Genomic DNA, 23,123 nt, shown 5'->3' with positions numbered 1-23,123 from the left:
CCGGGGTAAACCCGATTGAATCGGAGCCATGGCACTGGATGCGCTGATCCCCGGCGGCTACCGCCGGTACGTCGCGCTGGGCGACTCCTTCACCGAGGGCGTCGGCGACACCGACGTACGTCGCCCGAACGGCGTACGCGGCTGGGCCGATCGGGTCGCCGAGGTGATGGCCGAGCGGACCCCCGAGTTCACCTATGCCAACCTCGCCGTCCGCGGCCGCGGGATCGACCGGATCGTCAAGGAGCAGGTCGGGCGGGCGATCACGCTCGAGCCGGACGTGGTGACGATCTACGGCGGATCGGTCGACCTGATGTGGCCACATGTAAACATCGATGACCTGCTCGCCACCTACGAGTCGGCGATCGGCGACCTGACCGAGACCGGCGCGAAGGTGCTCGTGTTCACCGCCTACGGCGCGCGGTCGACCACCGTCGGGCGACTGCTCCGCGGACGCTTCGCGGTCTACAACGAGGCGGTGCGCGAGATCGCGCAGCGGCGGGGAGCCACGCTGGTCGACTTCTGGCGGATGACCGAGTACGACGACGCCGGCTACTGGGACGGCCACGGCTTCCTGGGCGCCCCCGGCCACCAGCTGATGACGATCAAGGTCCTCGACACCCTTGGCGTACGCCACCACCTGCCCACCCCGAAACCACTGGTCGTCGTCGAGGAACCGGGCCCCAATGGCCTGATCGGTCCCATCCGCGAGGTCCGGCGGCTGGCCGCCCGCGCGCTCCCCTGGGCCGTACGCCGCATGCTCCGTGGTCCCGCAGGCGAGGGGCTGTCGGCCCGCTATCCCCGGATGACGCGACTTTCCTGAACCGGTTTCACACCTGGCCGGGTGTGTGGGGTAACATCCTGGTCGCACCTGCGGACGTAGCTCAGTTGGTAGAGCGCAACCTTCCCAAGGTTGATGTCGCGAGTTCGAATCTCGTCGTCCGCTCCACGTTCCATCGCAGGTCAGCCCGCACTTTCGTCGTCATCGTCGGCAGTGCGGGTTTCTGTTTGGGCTCAGATGCCCCCAGGAAGGCGGCCTCCGGGGGCGTGCGGCCGGGCGGCCGGTCCCCTACGTGCCGCGCAAAACGAAGGAGAGCGCCCAGTCCGTAGACCAAGCGCTCACTCCCCAGGGCCAGCAACTAGAACCGCAATCACTCGCGGAGGACGCTGATCCTCACTCACGAGCCACGCCAGTTCTTCGGCACGACGACGGCGGGGGTCCGTGCACCGTGCGCTCTCCGGCCCTTCGCCAGCAGACCCACACTCCAGCCCGCCAACTAGACCGCGATCCCGAGTCGGTGCCCGAGACCGCCGGGCCACCAACGGCGCAATTCGTGGTGTCAATCGCCACGCAGGAGAGAGTCACCCTGACTGCTCCGTTGGCGCAATTACGGTAACCAGCCATGCGCCGAGTAATGCATGTGACACCGACCACTCCACGAAATCCAGACGATCCCGGCTCCAGACTCGGCCGACGACGAGGGGGAGGTAGGCGCGGCTGCCGATAGGGACACTCCCCGCGTCGCTACTACGGTGGATGGTGTTGGGCAGCGTGGGGGCAAGCCCCCAGACCCCCGCCAAGGTGGCCAGGTGCCGGACATGGGCAACGCTCCGCCCCCGCGATACGGACACTCGCACGTGCCCCCAGGATGCCCCCGATACTCTTGGCCAGGCCGATCATTGCCATGAAGAACCAGCACGAAATCCCGGTCCACGGAAGCACGAACGAGTGGCTGTGGGGTGGGCTAATCTGATTCCCAAGGTTGACGTCGCGAGTTCGAATCTCGTCGTCCGCTCCATGGAATCGGGCCGTGCCTTATGGCACGGCCTGTTTCGGTTCACTTGCACGATCCAAGTGACGCAGCACACGATCGCGGGTGTTTGCAGGTTGCGTCCATTAAGATTGGGTTTCTGTTTTCCAATCATTGTGTGAACGACACGTAAAGGATCACGCGCCATGCCCGCGGGCTCGAGCAGCCGATTCACCGACGGACGAGTCCCCGACCACGGCATCGGAGATCTGTTCACCTACGAGGCGCGTCTCCAGGCGCGACTCGACGTCGAGGCGGCGCTGGCCGGGGCCGAAGCGGCCGTGAAGGTGATCCCCGCGGAGGCCGGCGAAGCGATCGCCGAGGCCGCCGATCTGGACAAGCTCGACCTGGACCGCATCGAGAAGGCCACCGCCGAGCACAGCCACCCGCTGACCCCGCTGGTCGAGGAGCTCTGCCGGGTCGTCGGCGCGAAGCACGGTGGCTGGGTCCACTGGGGCGCCACCACGCAGAACATCACCCAGACCGCCGACCTGATCCTGCTGCGCCAGGCGCACGACAAGATCCTCGACCTTCTCGGCGACCTGCTGCGCTCACTGTCGAAGGTCGCCGAGGCCGGCGCCGAGGTGCCGATGCCGGGGCGTACGCACTCCCAGCACGCGGTCCCGATCACCTTCGGCTTCAAGGTCGCCATCTGGATCGACGAGATCGCCGCCCACGTCGACCGGCTCCGTTCGGTCGAGGACCGCGTCTTCCGTCTCCTGATGGGCGGGGCCGCGGGGACGATGGCCTCCTTCGGCACCCACGCTCGCGCCATCGAGACCGAGACGGCTTCCCGGCTCGACATGGGCTCGATGCCCGTGCCCTCGCGCGCGATCAACGACGGCATGGTCGAGTGGGTCTCCATCCTGGGGATGCTCGGTGGCACGGCCGGCAAGATCGGCAAGGACGTCTACTCGATGATGCAGCCCGAGTTCGGCGAGGCCTTCGAGCCGATCCCCGAGGGCACCATCGGCTCCTCGACGATGCCCCACAAGCGCAACCCGCAGCTGACGCTCGACGTGATCACCTCCGCCACCCAGCTGCGCGGGCTCGTCGCCCCGGCGATGGAGTCGATGCTCCACGACCACGAGGCCAACGGCGCGATGACCGGCATCCTCGAGGACGCAGTCGCGCAGGCCTCTCGCCTGGCCGGGGACGTACTGGCTCGGCTGGTCGTCATCTTCACCGGGCTGACCTTCGACGAGAACCGGATGCGCGCCAACCTGGCGCTGTCCGGCGGGCTGATCGGCTCCGAGTCGCTGATGCTCGAGCTCGGCGAGCGGATCGGCCGCCAGGTCGCCCACGACGTCGTCTTCGAGCTGGCCCAGCGCGCCGCGGTCGAGGAGCTCGACTTCGCCTCGCTCCTCGCCGACTCCCCCGAGGTCTCGGAGCACTTCACCCTCGGCGAGATCGCCGGTCTGCTCGACCCCTCCCGCCACCTCGGAGAGTCCGCCAACATCGCCCGCGCGATGGCCGAGCACGCCCGCCGGGTCGCCGACACCATCCAGATCCCGAGCGTCTGACGCGCCTGCGCGGACGCCGATAGGCTGCGTACGTGGCCTTGGCGAACCTTCATGAAGTCGAATGGGAGACCGGCCGAGGCGGTCGACTCCAGCGGATCCTCGCCGTACCCACCGGACTGACAGCACTTGCCCTGATCCCTCTGGGAGTGCTGACCGCCCTGGAAACCAGTCCATGGGGATGGCTGTGGATGCTCCTCGTCATCCCTGGAGCGCTCATCATGGCGGGGCTCACCTCGAACATGTGGGATGCGCCCGCTCGCGCAGACGTCGCTCGGCGACTCCTCCAGGACGGAACCACGCACGAGGCGATCGTGGTCGGCTACGACGACCACTCCGACGAGAGCACGACCTACTCGTTGCATCTGGAGGTTCGCACACCGGAGGGCGTGCATCTCGTGCGCCATTACTGCTCCAGCTCGCTGTGCACGCATGCCGCGGACGGCCGCGCCGACGCGAATGTTCGGGTCGTGCTCGACAACTCCACCGGCGCCTGGATGGTCCGCCATGACTGAAACCCACGAGCCCTAGACTTACTGGGTGACTTTCGAAGGTTTTCCCGTGGCAGCGCTCGACTTCTACGACGACCTCGAGGTCGACAACACCAAGTCGTTCTGGGAAGCCCACAAGCACGTCTACAAGGAGTCCGTCCTCGCGCCGATGAAGGCGCTCACCGACGAGCTCGCCGAGGAGTTCGGCAGCGCCAAGATCTTCCGGCCCTACCGCGACGTACGTTTCTCGAAGGACAAGCTCCCCTACAAGACCCACCAGGGAGCCTTCGTGGCCGTGGCGCCGCAGACGGGCTACTACGTCGAGGTCTCGCCGCGCGGGATCCGCACCGGCGGCGGCTGCTACTGGTTCGAGCCGCCCCGGCTGGCCGCCTTCCGTGACGCCATCGTCCACGACCACTACGGCGCTGACCTGGAGAAACGCCTCGCGGTCGCGGAGAAGAAGGGCTACGAGGTCACCGGCGACCGCCTCAAGACCGCCCCGCGCGGCTTCGACAAGGACCACCCCAAGATCGAGCTTCTCCGCCACAAGTCCATCCACCTCGGCCGCACCATCGGGTTCGAGCCGATCATCCACACCCCCGACCTCGTCGGCGAGGTGAAGAAGGACTGGCGAGCCGTACGTCCGCTCGTCGAGTGGATCGCCGAGCACGCGGTGGCGTGAGCCACCCGACGAATGCCGGCGCGCGGCCGAGCGATACCCGCTACGGTGTGCGCCGTGCGTACACCTCTTTCGGTCGCGGCGGCGGCATCTCTCCTGATCGTCCCCGCCTTCGTCCTGACCACCAGCTCGAGCGGCGTGGCCGCGACCAGCTGCGTCGACAGGGCGGTCACCGTCGACCTGAGCAAGGGCGAGAAGCGGACCGACCCAGCGATCCGCGACGTCATCCTGGGTACGCCCGGCGCCGACTCGATCGCTGCCGACTCCAACGACGTCGTCTGCGCAGGCTCTGGAGACGACCGGATCCGCGGCGGGAGTCGCGTACTTGCCGGCCCCGGTAACGACGAGATCCGGGGTAGCAACTGGGCCAACGGGGAGTCGGGCAACGACAGGATCTACGGGACGTCCGGTGACGACGAGCTCACCGGTGGCACCGGCTCCGACACGATCAACGGCGGCAGCGGGAGCGACACGATCGCCGGACACTTCATCGCCGGCACGTTCGACTCGACAGCAGGGACCGACAGCGGCGACCTCCTCTACGGCGGCACCGGCCGGGACTCCCTCCACGGCCAAGGAGGCAACGACCGCCTCTACGGCGAGGAGGGCCCGGACGCACTGAGCGGCGGCGGCGGCAACGACAGGATGTGGGGCGCAGCGGGAGACGACACCCTCCGCGGCGGCATCGGGGACGACCAGATCTACGCCAGCGACGGCGCCGACGTCGTCGTCGGCGGCAGCGGCGCCGACCTCATCTACGGCAACGCCGGGCGGGACAGCCTTCACGGCATGTCAGGCAACGACCGGATCTACGGTGGCTCGGGGCGCGACTGGCTCAAGGGCTTCAGCGGTGCCGACTACCTGGCCGCCGGCCCCGACGGCGACTCGCTCGTCGGCGGAGACGGCCGCGATCGACTTCTCGGGGGCGGTGGGAACGACAGCCTGAACGGCGGCCCGCTCGCCGATGTCGTGCGAGGCGAGTCCGGAGCGGATCAGTGCGCCTCTGAACCCGGTGCCGGCGTGACGTCCTCCTGCCTGGCCACACGTCATCTGCCGACCGGACCGCCAAGCGGCGGCACCTACTGGACTCCCTGACCAGGACCCATACGAGTTGGTCCCAGACGTACGAGCCCGCTACCGAGTGGTAGAAGGGCGGGAACGTCTGGGACCAACTCGATCAGGCCGAGGTGAAGCTCGCCATCGTGCGCTCCGGCTCCCAGAAGGCCTTCATGGAGGCGATGCGGCCCTCGTCGTTGACGGTGTAGACCATGATCAGGTCGGTGGTGGTGTAGCTGCCGTCGGGGAAGCTCGTCTTGATCCGGCCGATGTTGGCGCAGGTGTTGCCCTCGGGGTTGGCGAAGGAGTCGTTGATCTCGAACTCGAAGGTGTGGACCGAGGCGATCGCCTTCTCCCAGAACGCCTTGAGCCCCTCGTGGCCGTGGTGGCCCTTGCCCTCGGGGTCGAACATCGACGGCCCGACCGGGTCCTCGAGCACGCAGTCCTCGGCATAGATCGTCAGCCACTCGTCGAGGTCGCCCTTGGCGACGGCGGCATAGGAGCGCTGGCCGGCCGTACGTGCGGGGTGGTCGTCGTCGGGGGCGTTCCAGGTGATGGCGTCGGAGGTGATCATGCAGGCGATCGTACGCCGAAACTGAAACGTGTTCTACCTGATCGCCGAGTCCCTCCCGGATAGGGTCGGCGGGTGACCGTCACGGAGGCCGATCGAAGGACGGCCGCACCGGGGCGGGACTTCAACCGGCTCTGGCTGGCGACGGCGACGAGCCAGGCGGGATCGACCATCGCCTACGGCGCCCTGCCGCTGGTCGCGGTGCTGGTCCTCGGCTCCTCGACGTTCCAGGTGTCGCTGCTGGCGGCGCTGTCCGGGTTCGCGGCCGCTGCGGCGGGAGTGCGGCTCGGGCCGTGGATCGAGTATCGCCACAAGCGGCCGACGATGGTCGGCGCCGACCTGATCCGGTTCGCGGCGATGCTCAGCATCCCGGCGGCCGGGCTCCTGGACCTGCTCACCTACGCGCACCTGTGCGTCGTCGGTGTCGTCGCGGCGACCTGCGAGCTCGCCTTCACCGCAGCCTCGGGCGCCCACCTGAAGGCGCTGGTCGAGCCGGAGGCCCGGCTGGCCGCGACCAGCCGCCTGGAGACGACCTTCTGGACGACCTTCACCGCGGGCCCGCCGATCGGCGGCGCCCTCGTCTCCGCGTTCGGGCCGACACTGACCGTGCTCGTCGACGCGGCGACCTACCTGCTCTCCGCGCTCGGCATCCGCTCGATCCGTACGCCGGAACCGCAGCCACCGACAAGGGAGCCGCAGCACTGGCGGGCCGAGGTGACCGCCGGCTGGCGCTACATCCTCGCCCGGCGCGATCTACGCTCGCTCTTCCTCAACGCGGCCCTCTTCGGCTCGTGCGTGATCGCCACCAGCCCGCTGCAGACCGTGCTGACACTGCGGGAGCTCGGCATGGAACCGTGGATGTACGGCGTCGCGATGGGCCTGCCCTGCCTCGGCGGCATCATCGGCGCCATGTGCGCCCCCCGCCTTACGAACAGACTCGGCGAGCGCGCCGTGCTGCTCGGGTCCGGGGTCGCGCGGACCCTGTGGACCATCCCGATCGCCCTCACCCCGAGTGGCGCGGCCGGGTTCATCTGGTTCACCGCCGCGAACTTCGGGCTGATCCTCTGCGCCGGCGTCTTCAACCCGACCTTCGCCACCTACCGGATGCGCGAGACCGCCGACGACCACATGTCGCGGGTGCAGGCGGCGTGGTCGATCACCATGAAGGTCGCCCAGCCCGTGGGCGTACTGGCGGCCGGGGCGCTGGCCGCGGCGACGAGCCCGCGGATCGCGATCGCGGTGGCCGGAGGCGTACTTCTGCTCTCGTCCGGGCTGCTTCCCTGGCGCTCTGCTGTGACGAAGACCCCTACCCATCAGTAGCCCCGGGCTTGCCACCCCTCCGACGCATGCCTATTCTTAATGTTACCCGCCAGTAGTCCGCGCCGACCGGCGCTCCCGCAACTGGTACATCCGACAAAGGTTATGAAGGTGGATCAGTGAGCCACTACAAGAGCAATCTCCGCGACATCGAGTTCAACCTGTTCGAGGTCTTCGGCACCGACAAGGTTCTCGGCACCGGTCCCTTCGCGGACCTGGACGTCGACACCGCGAAGGAGATCCTCGCCGAGGTCGAGCGTCTTTCGCGCGAGGACCTCGCCGAGTCGTTCGTCGAGGCCGACCGCAACCCGCCGGTCTTCGACCCCAAGACCAACACAGCGCCGGTCCCGGCCGCGTTCAAGAAGTCCTATGACGCGTGGATGGATTCGGGCTTCTGGAGCCTGCACACTCCCGAGGAGATCGGCGGCCAGGTGGCCCCGAACTCGCTGGTCTGGGCGACCGCCGAGATGCTGCTCGGGGCGAACCCGGCGATCTGGATGTACGCCGCCGGCCCGTTCTTCTCGAAGGTCGTCTTCGAGAACGGCAACGACCGCGACAAGCAGATCGCCAAGATCATGGTCGAGCGCCTCTGGGGCTCCACCATGGTGCTGACCGAGCCCGACGCGGGCTCCGACGTCGGCGCCGGCAAGACCTTCGCCACGCCCAACGAGGACGGCTCCTGGAACATCACCGGCGTCAAGCGCTTCATCACCAGCGCCGAGTCGGACCTGCAGGAGAACATCATGCACCTCGTCCTCGCCCGCCCGAAGGGCGTCGAGGGCGTCGGCGGCCCGGGCACCAAGGGCCTCTCCCTCTTCCTCGTGCCGAAGTTCCACTTCGACCACGAGACCGGTGAGCTCACCGGCGAGCGCAACGGCGCGTACGTCACCAACGTCGAGCACAAGATGGGCATCAAGGTGTCCAACACCTGCGAGCTCACCTTCGGCGACCCGCAGGTCGGCGGCGGCGAGGCCGCCCAGGGCTGGCTGCTCGGCGAGGTGCACGACGGCATCCGCCAGATGTTCGACGTCATCGAGAACGCTCGGATGATGGTCGGCACCAAGGCCATCGCGACCCTCTCGACCGGCTACCTGAACGCGCTCGAGTACGCCAAGACCCGCGTCCAGGGCGCCGACCTCGTCGCCGCCGGCAAGACGGACCCGCGCGTCACGATCACCCACCACCCCGACGTGCGCCGCTCGCTGCTGGTGCAGAAGTCGTTCGCCGAGGGCATGCGCGCGCTGGTCTACTACACGACCTCGTGGCAGGAGAAGGTCGTCCTCACCGAGGACGGCTCCGACGAGAACAAGCTGGCCGCCGCGGTCAACGACCTGCTGCTGCCGATCGTCAAGGGCTACGGCTCCGAGCGCGCCTGGGTGCTGCTCGGCACCGAGTCGCTGCAGACCTTCGGTGGGTCGGGCTTCCTGCAGGAGTACCCGATCGAGCAGTACGTCCGCGACGCCAAGATCGACTCGATCTACGAGGGCACCACCGCGATCCAGGGCCAGGACTTCTTCTTCCGCAAGATCGTGAAGAACCAGGGCGCCGCGCTCGGCCAGATCGCCGGCGAGATCCAGGCCTTCCTCGACAACGAGGGCTCCGCCGAGCTCAAGGAGTCGCGCGCCCTGCTCGCGACCGCGCTCGAGGACGTCAACGCGATCGTCGGCCACATGTTCAACGACCTGATGGCCTCGCAGGAGGAGATCAGCAACATCTACAAGGTCGCCCAGAACACCTCGCGCCTGCTGCTCGCCGTCGGCGACGTCGTGGTCTCGTGGCTGCTGCTGCGCCAGGCCGAGATCGCCCTCGCTGCCCTGGCCGGCGACGCCGGCAAGGACACGGACTTCTACACCGGCAAGGTCGCCGCCGCGAAGTTCTTCGCCTCCTACAACCTGCCCAAGCTGACCGCTGAGCGGGCGATCGCCGAGGCGATCGACAACTCGATCATGGATCTGCCCGAGTCGGCCTTCTGATTCTCAGGTCCTGATCTGCACGTACGCTGCGGCCCGCCCGGTTCTCCGGGCGGGCCGCAGTGCCATCTGCTGCTCACATCGCTGAGGCCGTGACCGCCTCGGCGAGCCGGGCGGCGGCGGCAGAGATCCGTCGGTTGCTCGCGACCGCGAGCTGAAAGGACCACTCCAGGCCGATCGGGACGGCGACGACCCCGGGGTCACCCTCGATCGACGCGCGGGGCACGACCGAGACGCCCAGACCGCGGCAGACGAGGTTGCGCGCCAGCTCGAAGCTGGTGACCTCGGTGCGGACCGCCCGCGAGACGCCGGCAGAGGCGAACGCGGCGTCCACCACCGTACGGTTGCCCCACCCCGTCGGGAAGTCGACCCAGGTCTCCTCGGCCAGGTCGGCGGCGGACACGGCACCGGCCTGCGCCAGGCGATGGCCGGGTGCACAGATGAACACGAGCTCGTCGCTGTGGATGCGGGTCAGGCTCAGCCCGGGCAGCGAGGCCGCAGCCGTCGAGACCAGAGCGAGATCGAGGGCCCCGGAGCGTACGTCCGCCTCGCTGGTGGCGCTGCCCGAGATGGTCTGGCGCAGGCGCACGGTGATGCCGGGGTGACGGGCGGCGAAGCCCTGCAGGACCTCGGCGATGTCCCAGCGGCCGGTGTAGGAGAGCGTGCCGAAGAGGACGGTGCCGACCACCTGGCCATGGGCGCCGGCAACCGCCTCGCGAGCAGCATCGATGCCGGCGAGCACCTCGCGGGCGCGCGGGAGCAGCGCCTCGCCCTCGGCGGTCAGCGCGAGGCGGTGGTAGCCGCGCTCGATCAACGGCGCTCCCAGGCCGCGCTCGAGCTGCTTGATGGCTGCCGAGACCGCGGACTGCACGACACCGACCCGGTCGGCGCCGGCGGTGAAGCTGCCCGTCTCGGCGACGGCGACGAAGTACTCCAGCTGGTGCGGCTGCATGCTCCTCACTATCGCAGATCGTGATGCTTACCTTCGATAAGATTCGTTGGAGATGATCGTGAGGATCGGCGAGCATGGACGCATGACAACGATCCAGGCAGCGCCCCTCACCGAGCGGCACCACCACGTCCGCGGGTTCTGGTCGGTGGCGTTCCTGTTCGCGGTGACGATGGGCTTCGCGGCCGCGCCGGCGCCGCTCTACGTCTTCTACGTCGACGAGCAGGGGTGGGGCTCGTTCGTGATCACGGTGGTGTTCGCGACGTACGGCGCGGGGGTGGCGATCTCGCTCTTCCTCGCCGGCCACCTCTCGGACCGGTTCGGGCGACGGCGGGTGGTGGCTCCGGCGGTGCTGCTCAACGTGCTCTCGGCGCTGATCTTCCTCTCGACCCACGAGCTCGGCTGGCTGCTGCTGGCGCGGCTGCTGTCCGGGCTCGGCGTCGGGATGCTGACCGCCACCGCGACGGCCCATCTCGCCGAGCTGCACCGGACCGCGCGGCCGGAGGCGTCGGCGACCCGGGCCGAGGTGGTCGCGACCGCGGCCAACATCGGCGGCCTGGGGCTGGGCCCGCTGGTCGCCGGCGCGCTGGCCGAGTGGGCACCGCGACCGCTCTACACGCCGTACGCGGTCTTCGCGTTCCTGATGGTGCTCGGGCTGCTCGCCGTCGTGGCGGCGCCGGAGACGGTCGACACCGACCAGCCGGGGTGGACCTACCGGCCGCAGCGGGTGCGGGTGCCGGCCGACGCGCGCGGCGCGTACTTCGCCGCGGGGATGGCGAGCTTCGTGGCGTTCGCGATGTTCGGCTTCTTCACCTCGCTGGTGCCGTCGTTCCTCGCCGAGGATCTGGGCATGCACTCGCACGCCGTCGCGGGCGTGGTCGGGTTCTCGATCTTCGGGGCCGCGGCTCTCTTCCAGGTGCTGGCTGGGCGCTGGCCGCGCCATCGGCTGTACGCCACCGGACTGGTCGCGCTGACCACCGGGCTGCTCCTCGTCATCGGCGCCCTGCTGTCGGGCACGTTCTGGATCCTGGTCGTCGGGGCCGTCGTCACCGGAGCCGGATCGGGGATGTCGTTCAAGGCCGCGGTCGCCACCGTGATCTCGGTGGCGCCGGCGAACAGCCGCGGCGAGGCGCTGGCCGGGCTCTTCCTGATGGCCTATCTCGGGATCACGGTGCCGGTGGTGCTGCTGGGGATCTTGGTGCAGTACGTCGCGACCGAGCCGGCGATGCTCGCCTTCGGCGCGCTCCTGCTGGTGCTGCTCGGGGTCGCGGCTCGAGGCGTGGCCGGGTCGCGGCGTACGGCCTGACCTGCGGCAAGCCGTGATGCGGGGGACGGTATGGGGGCCTGAACCGGCTGGGTAGCGTGGCGCGCCAGCCCCCACACGTCTGGAGTTTCTCTCATGACCATCGGCCTCGGGATCATCTTGCTGGTCCTCGGACTCATCCTGCTCACCGGCGCGGTCGACCTGCCTGACGACGTCGCCAACGCGATCGCGAGCGAGCCGCTGGGCTGGATCCTCGTGATCGCCGGCGGCCTCGCCATCGGGATCGGGGTCCTCCTGTCGGTCAACCGGTCGCAGCACACCACGGCCGTCGAGCACCGCCAGTACGACGCCGGTCCCTATCAGGGCGGACCGCAGGGTCACTACCCGCCTCCCCAGGGACAGTATCCGCCGCAGGGCGGCTACCCCAACGGCCCCAACGGGGGTGGCTACCCGCCCGAGCGCGGCTGAGCTGCTCGCCGGCCACGTGTCGGGCGCAGCTGGTCGCGCGCAGCGCGGCGTACGGCTTCGCTCAGGTCGTCCAGCGCGATCGAGTCGAGGCGCCAGCGTTGCCAGAAGAGCTGGACGTCGATCGGCTTCGCGCCCGGGAGCGGGATCGTCGTTCGGCTCTCGAGGTCGGCCTCGGCCTGGGCGTCGAGCAGCATGCCCCAGCCGAGGCCGCGCCTGATGGCCTCGTGGAAGTCGTGGCTGCTCGGGACGCGGTGGACCACCGGCGGCCGGGTCGCGCCGTGCGCCGCCAGCACCTCGTCCTGGAGGTGGTCCTTCTCGTTGTAGACGATCATCGGGATCGCGCCCCAGTCGATGCCTCTGCCCTTGCGGTGGCGCTCGATGAGCGCCGGGGTCGCGCCGGGGGTGTAGCGGAGCCGCCCCAGGGGCTCGGCGGTGCAGCCCTGGACCGGTCTCGGTTCGCTGGTCACCGCAGCGAGGACCTCCCCGCGGCGTAGCGCGTCGGCCGAGTAGCCCTGGTCCTCCACGGTGATCCGCAGCGCCGTCCGATCCCAGGTCGCCACCTCATCGAGCACCGGACGGAACCAGGTCGCGAGGGTGTCCGCGTTGACCACGATCGAAAGGTCGACGACGGTGTCGTCGCTGCTGTCACCGGCATTCAGGGTCGCGGTTGCCTCGTCGAGCAGCAGGCGGAGCTGTCGGCCGTGCCTGATCAGCGGCTCGCCGGCCTCGGTGGGCGTGCAGGGAGTCGTACGCCGCACCAGCACCTGCCCGGCCGCGCGCTCGAGCGCCCGGATCCGCTGGCTGACGGCGCTCGGGGTGATGTGAAGTCGTCTCGCCGCGGCGTCGAAGGTGCCTTCCTCTGCGATCACGACGAGGGTCTCGAGCTGAGTGGGGTCGAGAGCGGGCATGCCTTAAGTGTGGCTTATCTTCGGTAAGATTCTTTCGCTGGTCTGCAGGTCGGTTGGCCGCCTAGCGTCGCCGACGTGATCAACGCAAGCCTCGCCGGGCTCCTCACCGGGCTCAGCCTCATCATCGCCATCGGGTCCCAGAACGCGTACGTCCTGCGGCAGGGCATCCTCCGCTCGCACGTGCTCGCCGTGGTGGCCGTGTGTGCGGTCTCCGACCTCCTTCTCATCTGCGCCGGGGTCGGCGGCATGGGGGCGGTCGTCTCGCACGCGGGGTGGGTGATGGAGGTGCTGCGCTGGCTCGGGGTGGCGTTCCTCGGCTGGTACGGCATTGGCTCGTTCCGTCGGGCGATGCGACCCTCGGGGCTCGATGCCGCCGATGCGCCCCGCGAGACACTCCCCCGGGTGATCGCCAAGGCCGCCGCCTTCACCTGGCTCAACCCGCATGTTTACATCGACACACTTGTGCTCCACGGGTCGATCGCGGCGACCTACGGCTCGGCACGGTGGGGGTTCGCCATCGGCGGCTGCTTGGCCAGCATCATCTGGTTCGCCGGTCTCGGCTACGGCGCCCGGCTCCTCGGGCCGCTGCTCGCCAGCCGGCGCGCCTGGCAGGTGCTCGACTGTCTCATCGGGTGCACGATGCTCGCGATCGCTGCCGGGCTCGCAGCGGGTGGGCTGGGCTGATCGGGCGGGGCCCGACGATCAAATCCGTCCATTGTGTTGACGGGCCGCCTAGTGTGGCCGCATGCCGTGGACGACCTCCGACATTCCTGACCTGACCGGCAAGAACGCCGTGGTGACCGGACCGACGCTGGGCGGGATCGGCTACTTCACCGCGCGCGGCCTCGCTGCCGCGGGGGCACGCGTGGTCCTCGCGGGGCGGTCCTGGGAGAAGCTCGACGCGGCCGCCGCCGCGTTGGCCGAGGAGGTGCCGGGCGCCAGGCTGGACCGGGTCGCGCTCGATCTCTCCTCGCTCCAGGCGGTGCGGGCCGGCGCCGAGGCGATCGCGGCGGCGACCTTCGAAGGCGGCGGGCCGCTGCACCTGCTGGTCAACAACGCGGGCGTGATGGCGACACCGCAGTCACGGACCGTGGACGACCTCGACCTGCAGATGGCGACCAACCACTTCGGGCCGTTCCTGCTGACCGGACTGCTGCTGGAGCCGCTGGCCGAGAGTGGCGAGGGGCGGATCGTGACCGTGTCGAGCATGATGCACAAGATGGCCCGCAAGGCGCCGTTGGGCTTCCCGACCGTGCAGGTCGGGCGGTATTCGCCCTGGAACGTCTACTCGCAGTCCAAGCTCGCCAACCTGCTCTTCACCTTCGAGCTCCAGCGGCGCCTGGAGAAGGCGGGGCTGCCGGTCGCTGCGTACGCCGCCCACCCGGGGCTCGCCTCGACGCGTCTCATGGCGAACGGCACGTCCAGGAGACTCATCGCGCCGATCGCCAGCATCAGTGAGGCCGCCGTCCATGCCATGGCTCAGACTCCCGAAGCTGGTGCCTGGCCTGCGCTGATGGCGGCGACCTACCCAGGGCTGGAGCCCGGGACGTACGTCGGGCCCGGCGACGCCTTCGAGGCTCGGGGCGCACCGAAGCCGGTCGCCGCGACCCGGCTGGCGCACGACCCGGAGGCTGCCCGGGCGCTGTGGGAGCTGTCCGAGCAGACCACTGGTATCGCCTACCCCTGATTGGCCTGCCCCTGACCAAAGTCGGACTCCGGTCGCTACCTGCGACCGATGCCGCCCCGGTGTCACCTCTCCTAGATTCTTCAGGGTGAGCAAGAAGGTCCAGATCTGGTCGCGGACGATCTCCGGCATCACCCATCATCTCGAGGTGACCGGCGAGATCATCCGTACGTTCGTGTGGACCGTCGACGGCGAGGAGGTCCTCACCAAGAAGACCTCCGACGACCGGGCCCGGCTGGAGAGCAAGGAGCATGGCGCCCTGCTCGTGATCCACTCCGGTCTCGGCACCCCGCGGCGGGCGACCTACTTCGCGCCCGGCGAGGACCTGGCCGGGCTGGCCGGCATCGGCGGCGTCGACCTCACCCCCGAGCCGGGGTCACGGGCCGCTGCGTACGAACGCCGGGTGATCGACCACCCCAAGCGCTATGCGCTCATCGAGACCCTCGGCGGCGCCGCGGGCGTGGTCGGCGGCATCGTCGTCGCGGCGGTCGTCGCGTGGATCCTAGCCCGGATATCGCTGCCGAACATCGACCTCCCGCTGCCGAACCTGCCCGACGTCCCCGACCTGCCGCTGCCCGACCTCCCCAGCATCCCGTGGCCGTCGATCCCGTGGCCGGACCTGCCGAACGTACAGGTCCCCGAATGGGTGAAATGGGTCGCCAACCATCTGAAGTACGTCTGGCCCGTCATCCTCGCCTTCGTCCTCGCCCAGGGCGAGATCAAGCGTCGCCGCAAGCACGCCGAGGCGTCAGCCGCGCAGGCCGAGGCGTCAGGTACGTCGGCCGAGGCGTCACGTACGTCGGCCGAGAAGGCATCAGATGACGCCTCGATCGACGCGAGTGACGCTTCGGCCGACCGGGGTGACGCCTCGGCTGAGTCGGGTGACGCCTCGGCTGAGTCGGGTCAGCGGCGGGGCTTGTAGGTCGGCTTCTCGCGCTTGAAGGCGGCCTCGCGGGCGATCTTGGTGTTCTCGCCGAAGAGGAGGCGGAGCTGCTCGATGCGCTCGCGGGAGAAGGTGCGCTTGATGGGCGAGTACCAGGTGTCGTTGAAGAGGCGCTTGGCAGCGGCGAGCTGGTCCGGGGAGCGCTCGGAGAGCTTGCGGGCGAAGGCGGTCGCGGTAGCCACCGGGTCGGCGGAGAGCTCGGTGACCAGGCCGAGCTCGTAGGCACGCTCGCCGGAGAACTGCTCGGCGGTCATGGTGAGCTTCTTGGCAGTGTCGATGCCGACGACCTCGGAGAGCGACCGGATGCCGGTCATGTCGGGGATGATGCCCCACTTGCCCTCGAGGACCGACCACTGCGAGTCGGGCTCGGCGATGCGGAAGTCGGCGCCGAGCGCGATCTGTACGCCGCCGCCGAGGCAGTGGCCGTGGACGGCCGCGATCACCGGGACCGGCAGCCGGCGCCACGCCCAGACCGACTCCTGGAAGAGGTTGGTGCCGCGGAAGGGCACGGGCACGAAAGCGCCGACGATCTTCTTCGGGTCGCGCAGGACCGAGGCGAAGTCGAGACCGGCGGTGAAAGCGTCCCCCTCACCGGCGATGACCACCGCGCGCAGCTCGTGGTTCTTGCCGAGCTCCTTGGCGGTGTCGACCAGTTCCCGGAGCAGCTCGAGGGTCAGCGCGTTGAGCTTGTCCGGGCGGTTGAGACGCACCTGGGCGATGCCGTCGTTGATTTCGGTGGTGACGAGGGGCATGAGGAGAACATTACGGGGCAGTAGGCATGATGGGGCACATGGCTGACCCACGCGCTGGAACGCTCGCTACGCCCGCCGACCTGGTCGACGTACCTCACCTGGTCGCCTCCTACTACAACCTGCAGCCGGACCCGGAGGATCCGTCCCAGCAGGTCGTCTTCGGCACCTCGGGGCATCGTGGGTCCTCGCTCAGGTCGGCCTTCAACGAGACGCACATCCTGGCCACGACCCAGGCGATCGTCGACTACCGGACCGCGCAGGGCTTCGACGGGCCGCTGTTCATCGGGCGCGACACCCACGGCCTCTCCGAGCCCGCGTGGGCGAGCGCTCTGGAGGTGCTGGTCGCCAACGACGTACGCGTCCTGGTGGACGACCGCGACGGCTACACCCCGACCCCGGCGGTCTCGCACGCGATCCTTCGCGCCAACGGCGGGCGGCTGGCCGGCCCCGGTCTCGCCGACGGGATCGTCGTCACCCCGTCCCACAACCCGCCCTCCGACGGCGGCTTCAAGTACAACCCGCCCCACGGCGGTCCCGCCGACTCGGACGCGACCAAGGTCATCGCCGCCCGCGCCAACGAGCTGATCCGGGCCGGGCTCTCCGGCGTCAAGCGGGTGCCGTTCGCCGCCGCGAGGCGGAAGGCCGAGGCGTACGACTTCCTGGGCTCCTACGTCGACGACCTGCCCAACGTGGTCGACCTGGCCGCCATCCGCGATGCCGGGGTGCGCATCGCGGCGGACCCGCTGGGTGGGGCCTCGGTCGCCTACTGGGGCGAGATCGCCGAGCGGCACAAGATCGACCTCAACGTGGTCAACGAGCTGGTCGACCCGACCTGGCGGTTCATGCCGCTGGACTGGGACGGCAAGATCCGGATGGACTGCTCCTCCCCCAGCGCGATGGCGGAGCTGGTTCGTTTCCTGGAGAGCACCCCGGAGTTCGACATCGCCACGGGCAACGACGCCGACTCCGACCGGCACGGGATCGTCACCCGCGATGCCGGGCTGATGAACCCCAACCACTTCCTCGCGGTCGCGATCGACCACCTCTTCGGCGGCGCGCGTCCCGGCTGGCCGGCGACCGCACGGATCGGCAAGACGCTGGTCTCGTCCTCGATGATCGACCGGGTCGCCGGTGCGCTCGACAAGCCGCTGGTCGAGGTGCCGGTCGGGTTCAAGTGGTTCGTGCCGGGGCTGATCGACGGCTCGTTCGGCTTCGGCGGCGAGGAATCGGCGGGCGCCTCGTTCCTGCGCTTCGACGGCACCGTGTGGACCACCGACAAGGACGGCATCATCCTCGCCCTGCTCGCCTCCGAGATCCTGGCGCGCACCGGGAAGTCGCCGTCGCAGCGCTACGCCGAGCTCGTCGCCGAGCACGGCGAGCCGGCGTATGCCCGGATCGACGCCCCCGCAGCACGGGAGGAGAAGGCCAAGCTCACCGCCCTCTCCCCCGACGCCGTCACCGCGACCACCCTGGCCGGTGAGGAGATCACCGCCAAGCTCACCGAGGCACCGGGCAACGGCGCGGCGATCGGTGGCCTGAAGGTGACCACCGAGTCGGCCTGGTTCGCCGCCCGCCCGAGCGGGACCGAGGACGTCTACAAGATCTACGCCGAGTCCTTCCGCGGGCCCGACCATCTGGCCGAGGTGCAGAAGGAGGCCAAGGCGGTCGTCTCCGCGGCGTTGGCCTGACCGCCCGTCAGCGGGCCCACTTGGGGTCCGAGGGGTCTTCTCGAACGGTCACGTTCACACGGTTGAAGAGGTTGTGGGTGGCGATGCAGAGGACGAGGGCGGCGGCCTGCTTCTCGTCGTAGTGCTTGGTGACCTCGCGCCAGAGCTCGTCGGGCACAGGGTCCTCGGCGTCAGCGAGACGGGTGACGGCCTCAGCCAGGGCGAGCGCAGCCTTCTCCGCCTCGTCGAAGAACGGGGACTCCCGGAAAGCCGGCAGACCGACGACCTTCTCGATCGGCAGACCGACGGCGTCGAGGCGGGTGGCGTGGCCCTGGAGGCAGGCCGCGCAGCCGTTGAGCTGGCTCACCCGGATGGCGACGAGCTCGGTGGTGGTCTCGGGCAGCCCGCCGGCGGAGACTGCTCCCAGGAGGTTCATGACGCCCTTGAGCGCCTGCGGGAAAACTTCTGTCGGGTTCTTCATTCGGTTGCTCATGTCATCTCTGAACCGGTAGCCCGAACGGATGTGACAGATCGGGGAAAGAAAAAGTTCTTTGGCCGGATCGGTCACATCTGCTCTGCTTCACGTGTCAGGTCTGATGGGGCCACCTGCCCCGGACCCAGAGACCAGGTCCCAGAGACCCGACCCAGAGAACCCGAGGACACACGATGCAACAGAGCTGGCTGGCCGAGCGCTTCGAGGACGAGCGCCGGCACCTGTTCGGGGTGGCCTACCGGATGCTCGGGTCCGCGACGGAGGCCGAGGACGCGGTGCAGGAGGCCTGGCTCCGGCTGAGCCGGAGCGAGACCGACGAGATCGACAACCTCGGCGGCTGGCTGACGACGGTGACTGCGCGGGTCTGCCTCAACATGCTGCGCTCCCGCAAGACCCGTGGCGAGGTGCCGCTCGAGGCCGGGCTGCCCGACCCCACGGTCGTCCTCGACGACGCTGAGCCACAGGATCCGGTCGAGCGGGCGATGCTCGCCGACTCGGTCAGCATCGCGCTGCTGGTGGTGCTCGAACAGCTCTCCCCTGACGAGCGGCTGGCCTTCGTGCTCCACGATCTCTTCGCCGTGCCCTTCGACGAGATCGCGGGGATGCTCGACCGTTCTCCGACCTCCACCCGTCAGCTCGCCAGCCGTGCGCGTCGACGCGTGCAAGGGCACGCACCGAGTCACGGCATCAGCGCTCAGCGCGAGGTGGTGGACGCGTTCTTCGCCGCTGCGCAGGAGGGCGACCTGGCCCGTCTGGTCGGCGTGCTCCATCCCGACGTCGTCCTGCGCGCCGACGCCGGCTCCGGGGTCACGACCTATCGCGGCGCCGAGACGGTGGCAGGCAACGCGGCCATGTACGCCCACGCCGAGCGCATCACCCGCCCCGCGCTCGTCAACGGCCTGGCCGGCGTGGCCGTCACCCTCCGAGGCAAGCTGTTCAGCGTCATGGGCTTCACCGTGGTCGACGGGCAGGTCACCGAGATCGAGGCGTACGCAGCACCCGACCAGATCGCGAAGCTCGCCGCCGACCTGGGGCTGGAGTCAGCACACGGCTAGGCGGCCTGGCGCCGCGGGCGGCCGCGGCCGCGCTTGTGGGTGACCACCTGGCCGCGCTCGACGATCTCGCCGCCCCAGACGCCCCACGGCTCGGAGCGGGCCAGAGCACCGGAGAGACACTCACGCATCACCGGGCAGTCGAGGCAGCGGTCTTTGGCGACCTCGAGGGCGGCGGGGGACTCTGAGAACCACAACGCAGAGTCGTCTCCGTGGCACGGCAGGCCGGCGGCGTACAGAGGCGGGATGATCTCCAAGGGCACCTAACGAGAATCTGCTCCTGAGGTAGGCCCGCACATCGGGCAACTACCTTAGATCTCCCCTGAGCTCCCGGAGAGAATCTCCCGAGGACGAATCGTTTCGGACTCGTGATTCGCGTTTACGCCCCTCTTCGTCGCAAATCTCTCTACGATGCGAAATCGCCGCGACCTGACGCGGCGAATCCCCGAGAGGAGCAACCCGTGAAGCTCGGAAAGCAAGGAATCAGCCTTGCGCTCGTCACGGCAAGCCTGGTGATCACCCCCGTCGCCGCGGTCGCGGCCAAACCGGATCCCGGCGGCATCGACCAGCTCAAGGCCGATGCCGACCAGACCGTGACGCTCAAGAAGGAGGGCGCCACTGGCCAGATCGGCTACGCGTCCACCAAGGGCGACCTGCTGCCCGGCGTCTCCGCCGACAGCAAGTCGGATGCGGCCGAGAAGGCACGCAAATACCTCGACAAGTACGCCTCGGTCTTCGGCGCCGAGGCCGGCCAGCTCGACCAGTCAGCGGTCAGCACCACCCCGGCCGGCTGGACGGTCGAGTTCGAGCAGACCTACCAGGACGTCCCGGTCTTCGGCGGCGTCCTGAAGGCCCACGTCGACAAGGCCGGCGACCTGACCTCGGTCAACGGTTTCGCCGCCCCGAACCTCGACCTCAGCACGACCCCGAAGTGGTCGAAGGAGAAGGCCTCCGCCAAGGCGCTCGAGCTGGTGAAGTCGAAGCCGGCCGACGCCCACGGCGAGGGCACCGTCGACACCACCGGCGCCAAGGTCGTCAAGGCCGACCTCAACATCTATCGCATGGGCGCCGCCCAGGGCGTGGACGGCAAGAGCCTGCTCGCCTGGGTGATCGAGGTGTCCAACCGGTCCACCGTGCGCGAGACCGTCGTCCTCGACGCCGCCAGCGGCAAGCCGGTCAACCGCTACTCGATGCTCCACTCGGCCACCGACCGCGAGCTCGTCGAGAAGCACAACACGCCCGACACCGGCGACGACGCGACCGTCTGGGTCGAGAACGACGCCTTCCCGGGCACGCTCGACCAGGACCAGGCCAACGAGGTCGCCACCACCGGCGAGTCCTACTGGCTCTACAAGAACACCTTCGGCCGCGACTCCTATGACGGCAACGGCGCGAAGATGGTCACGGTCAACAACGACCCGGCGATCTCGTGCCCGAACGCCAACTGGAACGGCGCGACCACCAACTACTGCTCCGGGGTCACCTCGGACGACGTGGTGGCGCACGAGTGGGGCCACGCCTACACCGAGTACACCTCCGGTCTGATCTACCAGTGGCAGCCCGGTGCGCTCAACGAGGCCTACTCCGACATGTGGGGCAACACGGTCGACTTCATCAACGCGCGTGAGAACACCACCGACGACGTGGCCCGCACCGACGGTCACTGCTCCTCGTCCACGCGCGGCGCGATCGAGCTGACCATCAACTCCCCCGCCGACGTCGCGGGCGCCTGCCCGGCCGCCGCGGCCAGCTTCGGCCCGGTCTTCCCGACCGCGGGCGTGACCTCCGACATCGTCGTGGGCCAGGACGACCCCGCCGACGGCAGCCCGACCAACGGCTGTGGCGCCTTCACCAACGCCGCCGACATCGCCGGCAAGTTCGTCTTCGTCGACCGCGGCGTCTGCGCCTTCACCCAGAAGGTCGCCAACGCGTCCGCCGCCGGCGCCGAGGGCATCGTGATCGGCTTCCTGGAGGGCCAGCCGATCGGCTCGATCGCCGGCAACGCCGACATCTACGGTGCGACGACCGACTACGCCACCGGCCAGAAGATCAAGAACGCCACCGGCCCGGTCAACATCACCATCAAGGACACCTCGACCGAGTCGAAGGACGAGTCCGTACGCTGGCTGATGGGTGAGGACTCGACCGCCTTCGGCGGCGCGATCCGCGACATGTGGAACCCGACCTGCTACGGCGACCCGGGCAAGGTGTCCGACGAGGAGTACCACTGCGACACCACCGACTCCGGCGGCGTACACAGCAACTCCGGTGTCATCAACCACCACTACGCCCTGCTGGTCGACGGCGGCGCCTACAACGACGTCACCGTGCCGAGCATCGGCCTGGACAAGGCTGCCAACCTGATCTGGCACGCGCAGACCAACTACCTGACGCCGACCTCGGGCTTCCCCGAGTACGCCCAGGCGATGGTCTCCTCGTGCGCCGACCTGGTGGGTGTGACGACGCTGAAGAAGCTCACCCTGGGCACCTCGACGCCGCAGACCGGCGGCGGCGAGACTCCGGGTGGCGAGGCCGCGGCGCCGGCTCTCGAGCCGATCACGGCCACTGACTGTGCGGCGGTCGTGGCGGCCAACACGGCCACCGAGCTCGCCGACGAGCCGGTCCAGTGCAACTTCGGCCCGATGCTCGACCCGAACACCCCCGCCCTGTGTGGCGAGGGCACCAACGAGGTCACCACCTACACCGAGGACTTCGAGGACGGTCTGACCGGTTGGACCCAGGACGCCGAGTCCCTGGTTCCCGGGAACGACTACCCCTGGGAGACCCTGAGCGACGTCGAGGGCAACGAGACCAAGGCCGCGTGGGGCCCCGACCCCGTCGAGGGCCAGTGCGGTGACCCGGCCGGTGACATCACCAGCCGCAACGGCCTGATCTCCCCGGAGATCACCGTGCCCGCGGGTCTGACGCCTCGCTTCACGTTCGACCACTCGGTACGCACCGAGTCGAGCTGGGACGGCGGCAACGTCAAGGTGTCGGTCAACGGCGGGGACTTCGCGCTCGTCGACCAGGCCGCGTATCTGTTCAACGCACCGGGCGCGACGATGGACCCCGACAGCGGCTACCTCGCCAGTGAGCCCGCCTGGACGGGCACCGACGGTGGCAAGTTCACCGGTCAGTGGGGCACGACGATCGTCGATCTCGACGCGATCGCCGACGCCGGTGACACCGTGCAGTTCCGCTTCGACCTCGGTCGCGACGGCTGCAACGGCGTCGAGGGCTGGGCCGTCGACAACGTCTCGGTGAGCTACTGCACCGAGAAGGCGGTCCCGGAGATCTCCGCCACCTCGCCCAAGAAGGGCAAGGTCGAGATCACCGTCGACGGCGAGCGCGCCTCCGGCGAGATCGTCGTCACCGAGAACGGCAAGCGCGTCGGCCGGTTCCGCCTGAAGTGGGAGGAAGCGACCTTCCGGGCGAGCCGCGGCACGCACACCTACCAGGTGGCCTACTCGGGTGACCGGAAGAACGAGGCGATCACCGAGACGGTGACCGTCAAGGTCAGGTAAGCACGCA

At 69.2% G+C, this 23,123-nt stretch carries 21 protein-coding genes and 1 tRNA gene; 16 read left to right on the top strand and 6 right to left on the bottom strand.

Features of this window, described 5'->3' with window-relative positions; all coding sequences use genetic code 11:
- Positions 1 to 28: 28 nt before the first annotated feature.
- From ACFV9G_RS15205 to ACFV9G_RS15180, 6 genes are all read left to right on the top strand, one after another.
- Entirely contained in the window at positions 29 to 820 is a 792-nt protein-coding gene (locus ACFV9G_RS15205) for an SGNH/GDSL hydrolase family protein (protein WP_378728307.1), read from the top strand.
- Positions 821 to 870: 50 nt separating this feature from the next.
- Positions 871 to 946, top strand: a tRNA-Gly gene (locus ACFV9G_RS15200).
- A 1,008-nt stretch (positions 947 to 1,954) separates the two neighbouring features.
- Positions 1,955 to 3,331: an adenylosuccinate lyase family protein gene (locus ACFV9G_RS15195; protein ID WP_378728306.1), complete on the top strand. Its 1,377-nt coding sequence runs from the start codon at positions 1,955 to 1,957 to the stop codon at positions 3,329 to 3,331.
- Between the two features lie 188 nt (positions 3,332 to 3,519).
- Positions 3,520 to 3,843: a hypothetical protein gene (locus tag ACFV9G_RS15190; RefSeq protein ID WP_378728305.1), complete on the top strand. Its 324-nt coding sequence runs from the start codon at positions 3,520 to 3,522 to the stop codon at positions 3,841 to 3,843.
- 25 nt (positions 3,844 to 3,868) lie between these two features.
- Positions 3,869 to 4,501, top strand: a complete 633-nt coding sequence (locus ACFV9G_RS15185; RefSeq protein WP_378728304.1) for a DUF2461 domain-containing protein — start codon at positions 3,869 to 3,871, stop codon at positions 4,499 to 4,501.
- Between the two features lie 54 nt (positions 4,502 to 4,555).
- The gene (locus tag ACFV9G_RS15180; RefSeq protein WP_378728303.1) at positions 4,556 to 5,593 is read left to right on the top strand and encodes a calcium-binding protein; all 1,038 of its coding nucleotides are present in this window, start codon (positions 4,556 to 4,558) and stop codon (positions 5,591 to 5,593) included.
- A gap of 82 nt (positions 5,594 to 5,675) precedes the next feature.
- On the opposite strand, the gene ACFV9G_RS15175 is transcribed toward ACFV9G_RS15180, so the two are convergent.
- Positions 5,676 to 6,128 (bottom strand): nuclear transport factor 2 family protein, encoded by a 453-nt coding sequence (locus tag ACFV9G_RS15175; protein WP_378728302.1) that lies wholly within the window; start codon positions 6,126 to 6,128, stop codon positions 5,676 to 5,678.
- A 72-nt stretch (positions 6,129 to 6,200) separates the two neighbouring features.
- On the opposite strand from ACFV9G_RS15175, the gene ACFV9G_RS15170 reads away from it, so the two are divergent.
- On the top strand, positions 6,201 to 7,445 hold the full coding sequence (locus ACFV9G_RS15170; protein WP_378728301.1) for an MFS transporter: 1,245 nt from the start codon (positions 6,201 to 6,203) through the stop codon (positions 7,443 to 7,445).
- Positions 7,446 to 7,561: 116 nt separating this feature from the next.
- Complete coding sequence (locus tag ACFV9G_RS15165) at positions 7,562 to 9,415, top strand: acyl-CoA dehydrogenase (RefSeq protein ID WP_378728300.1); 1,854 nt, start codon at positions 7,562 to 7,564, stop codon at positions 9,413 to 9,415.
- A 73-nt stretch (positions 9,416 to 9,488) separates the two neighbouring features.
- Here ACFV9G_RS15165 and ACFV9G_RS15160 read toward each other — a convergent pair whose 3' ends face one another.
- On the bottom strand, positions 9,489 to 10,364 hold the full coding sequence (locus ACFV9G_RS15160; RefSeq protein ID WP_378728299.1) for a LysR family transcriptional regulator: 876 nt from the start codon (positions 10,362 to 10,364) through the stop codon (positions 9,489 to 9,491).
- A gap of 82 nt (positions 10,365 to 10,446) precedes the next feature.
- On the opposite strand from ACFV9G_RS15160, the gene ACFV9G_RS15155 reads away from it, so the two are divergent.
- Entirely contained in the window at positions 10,447 to 11,667 is a 1,221-nt protein-coding gene (locus ACFV9G_RS15155; protein WP_378728298.1) for an MFS transporter, read from the top strand.
- Positions 11,668 to 11,760: 93 nt separating this feature from the next.
- Positions 11,761 to 12,093 (top strand): hypothetical protein, encoded by a 333-nt coding sequence (locus tag ACFV9G_RS15150; protein ID WP_357339938.1) that lies wholly within the window; start codon positions 11,761 to 11,763, stop codon positions 12,091 to 12,093.
- Here ACFV9G_RS15150 and ACFV9G_RS15145 read toward each other — a convergent pair.
- Positions 12,072 to 13,001, bottom strand: coding sequence for a LysR family transcriptional regulator ArgP (locus tag ACFV9G_RS15145; protein WP_378728297.1), 930 nt, complete (start codon positions 12,999 to 13,001; stop codon positions 12,072 to 12,074). The genes ACFV9G_RS15150 and ACFV9G_RS15145 overlap by 22 nt on opposite strands.
- Before the next feature lie 75 nt (positions 13,002 to 13,076).
- Between ACFV9G_RS15145 and ACFV9G_RS15140 the strand changes: the two genes are divergently transcribed.
- The 3 genes from ACFV9G_RS15140 to ACFV9G_RS15130 all read left to right on the top strand — a co-directional run bounded on the left by ACFV9G_RS15140 (position 13,077) and on the right by ACFV9G_RS15130 (position 15,607).
- The gene (locus tag ACFV9G_RS15140; RefSeq protein WP_378728296.1) at positions 13,077 to 13,685 is read left to right on the top strand and encodes a LysE/ArgO family amino acid transporter; all 609 of its coding nucleotides are present in this window, start codon (positions 13,077 to 13,079) and stop codon (positions 13,683 to 13,685) included.
- A 61-nt stretch (positions 13,686 to 13,746) separates the two neighbouring features.
- Positions 13,747 to 14,688: an oxidoreductase gene (locus ACFV9G_RS15135; protein ID WP_378728295.1), complete on the top strand. Its 942-nt coding sequence runs from the start codon at positions 13,747 to 13,749 to the stop codon at positions 14,686 to 14,688.
- A gap of 85 nt (positions 14,689 to 14,773) precedes the next feature.
- A complete protein-coding gene (locus ACFV9G_RS15130; protein ID WP_378728294.1) occupies positions 14,774 to 15,607 on the top strand; it encodes a hypothetical protein in 834 nt (277 codons plus the stop codon).
- Here ACFV9G_RS15130 and ACFV9G_RS15125 read toward each other — a convergent pair.
- Complete coding sequence (locus tag ACFV9G_RS15125; RefSeq protein WP_378728293.1) at positions 15,589 to 16,380, bottom strand: crotonase/enoyl-CoA hydratase family protein; 792 nt, start codon at positions 16,378 to 16,380, stop codon at positions 15,589 to 15,591. The two genes, ACFV9G_RS15130 and ACFV9G_RS15125, sit on opposite strands and share 19 nt — an antisense overlap.
- A gap of 38 nt (positions 16,381 to 16,418) precedes the next feature.
- Here ACFV9G_RS15125 and pgm point away from each other — a divergent pair, with 38 nt between their 5' ends.
- The gene (gene pgm / locus ACFV9G_RS15120) at positions 16,419 to 18,068 is read left to right on the top strand and encodes a phosphoglucomutase (alpha-D-glucose-1,6-bisphosphate-dependent) (protein ID WP_378728292.1); all 1,650 of its coding nucleotides are present in this window, start codon (positions 16,419 to 16,421) and stop codon (positions 18,066 to 18,068) included.
- Positions 18,069 to 18,075: 7 nt separating this feature from the next.
- On the opposite strand, the gene ACFV9G_RS15115 is transcribed toward pgm, so the two are convergent.
- Positions 18,076 to 18,540: a carboxymuconolactone decarboxylase family protein gene (locus tag ACFV9G_RS15115; RefSeq protein ID WP_378728291.1), complete on the bottom strand. Its 465-nt coding sequence runs from the start codon at positions 18,538 to 18,540 to the stop codon at positions 18,076 to 18,078.
- Between the two features lie 173 nt (positions 18,541 to 18,713).
- Between ACFV9G_RS15115 and ACFV9G_RS15110 the strand changes: the two genes are divergently transcribed.
- A complete protein-coding gene (locus ACFV9G_RS15110; protein WP_378728290.1) occupies positions 18,714 to 19,595 on the top strand; it encodes a sigma-70 family RNA polymerase sigma factor in 882 nt (293 codons plus the stop codon).
- Here ACFV9G_RS15110 and ACFV9G_RS15105 read toward each other — a convergent pair.
- Positions 19,592 to 19,855 (bottom strand): WhiB family transcriptional regulator, encoded by a 264-nt coding sequence (locus ACFV9G_RS15105; protein WP_292649912.1) that lies wholly within the window; start codon positions 19,853 to 19,855, stop codon positions 19,592 to 19,594. The two genes, ACFV9G_RS15110 and ACFV9G_RS15105, sit on opposite strands and share 4 nt — an antisense overlap.
- A gap of 198 nt (positions 19,856 to 20,053) precedes the next feature.
- Here ACFV9G_RS15105 and ACFV9G_RS15100 point away from each other — a divergent pair, with 198 nt between their 5' ends.
- Positions 20,054 to 23,116, top strand: a complete 3,063-nt coding sequence (locus tag ACFV9G_RS15100; RefSeq protein WP_378728289.1) for a M4 family metallopeptidase — start codon at positions 20,054 to 20,056, stop codon at positions 23,114 to 23,116.
- The last annotated feature ends 7 nt before the right edge of the window (positions 23,117 to 23,123 follow it).

This window comes from Nocardioides sp. NPDC059952 (genome assembly GCF_042730435.1).
Lineage (GTDB): Bacteria > Actinomycetota > Actinomycetes > Propionibacteriales > Nocardioidaceae > Nocardioides.
This window is presented reverse-complemented; position numbering and strand designations above follow the sequence as displayed.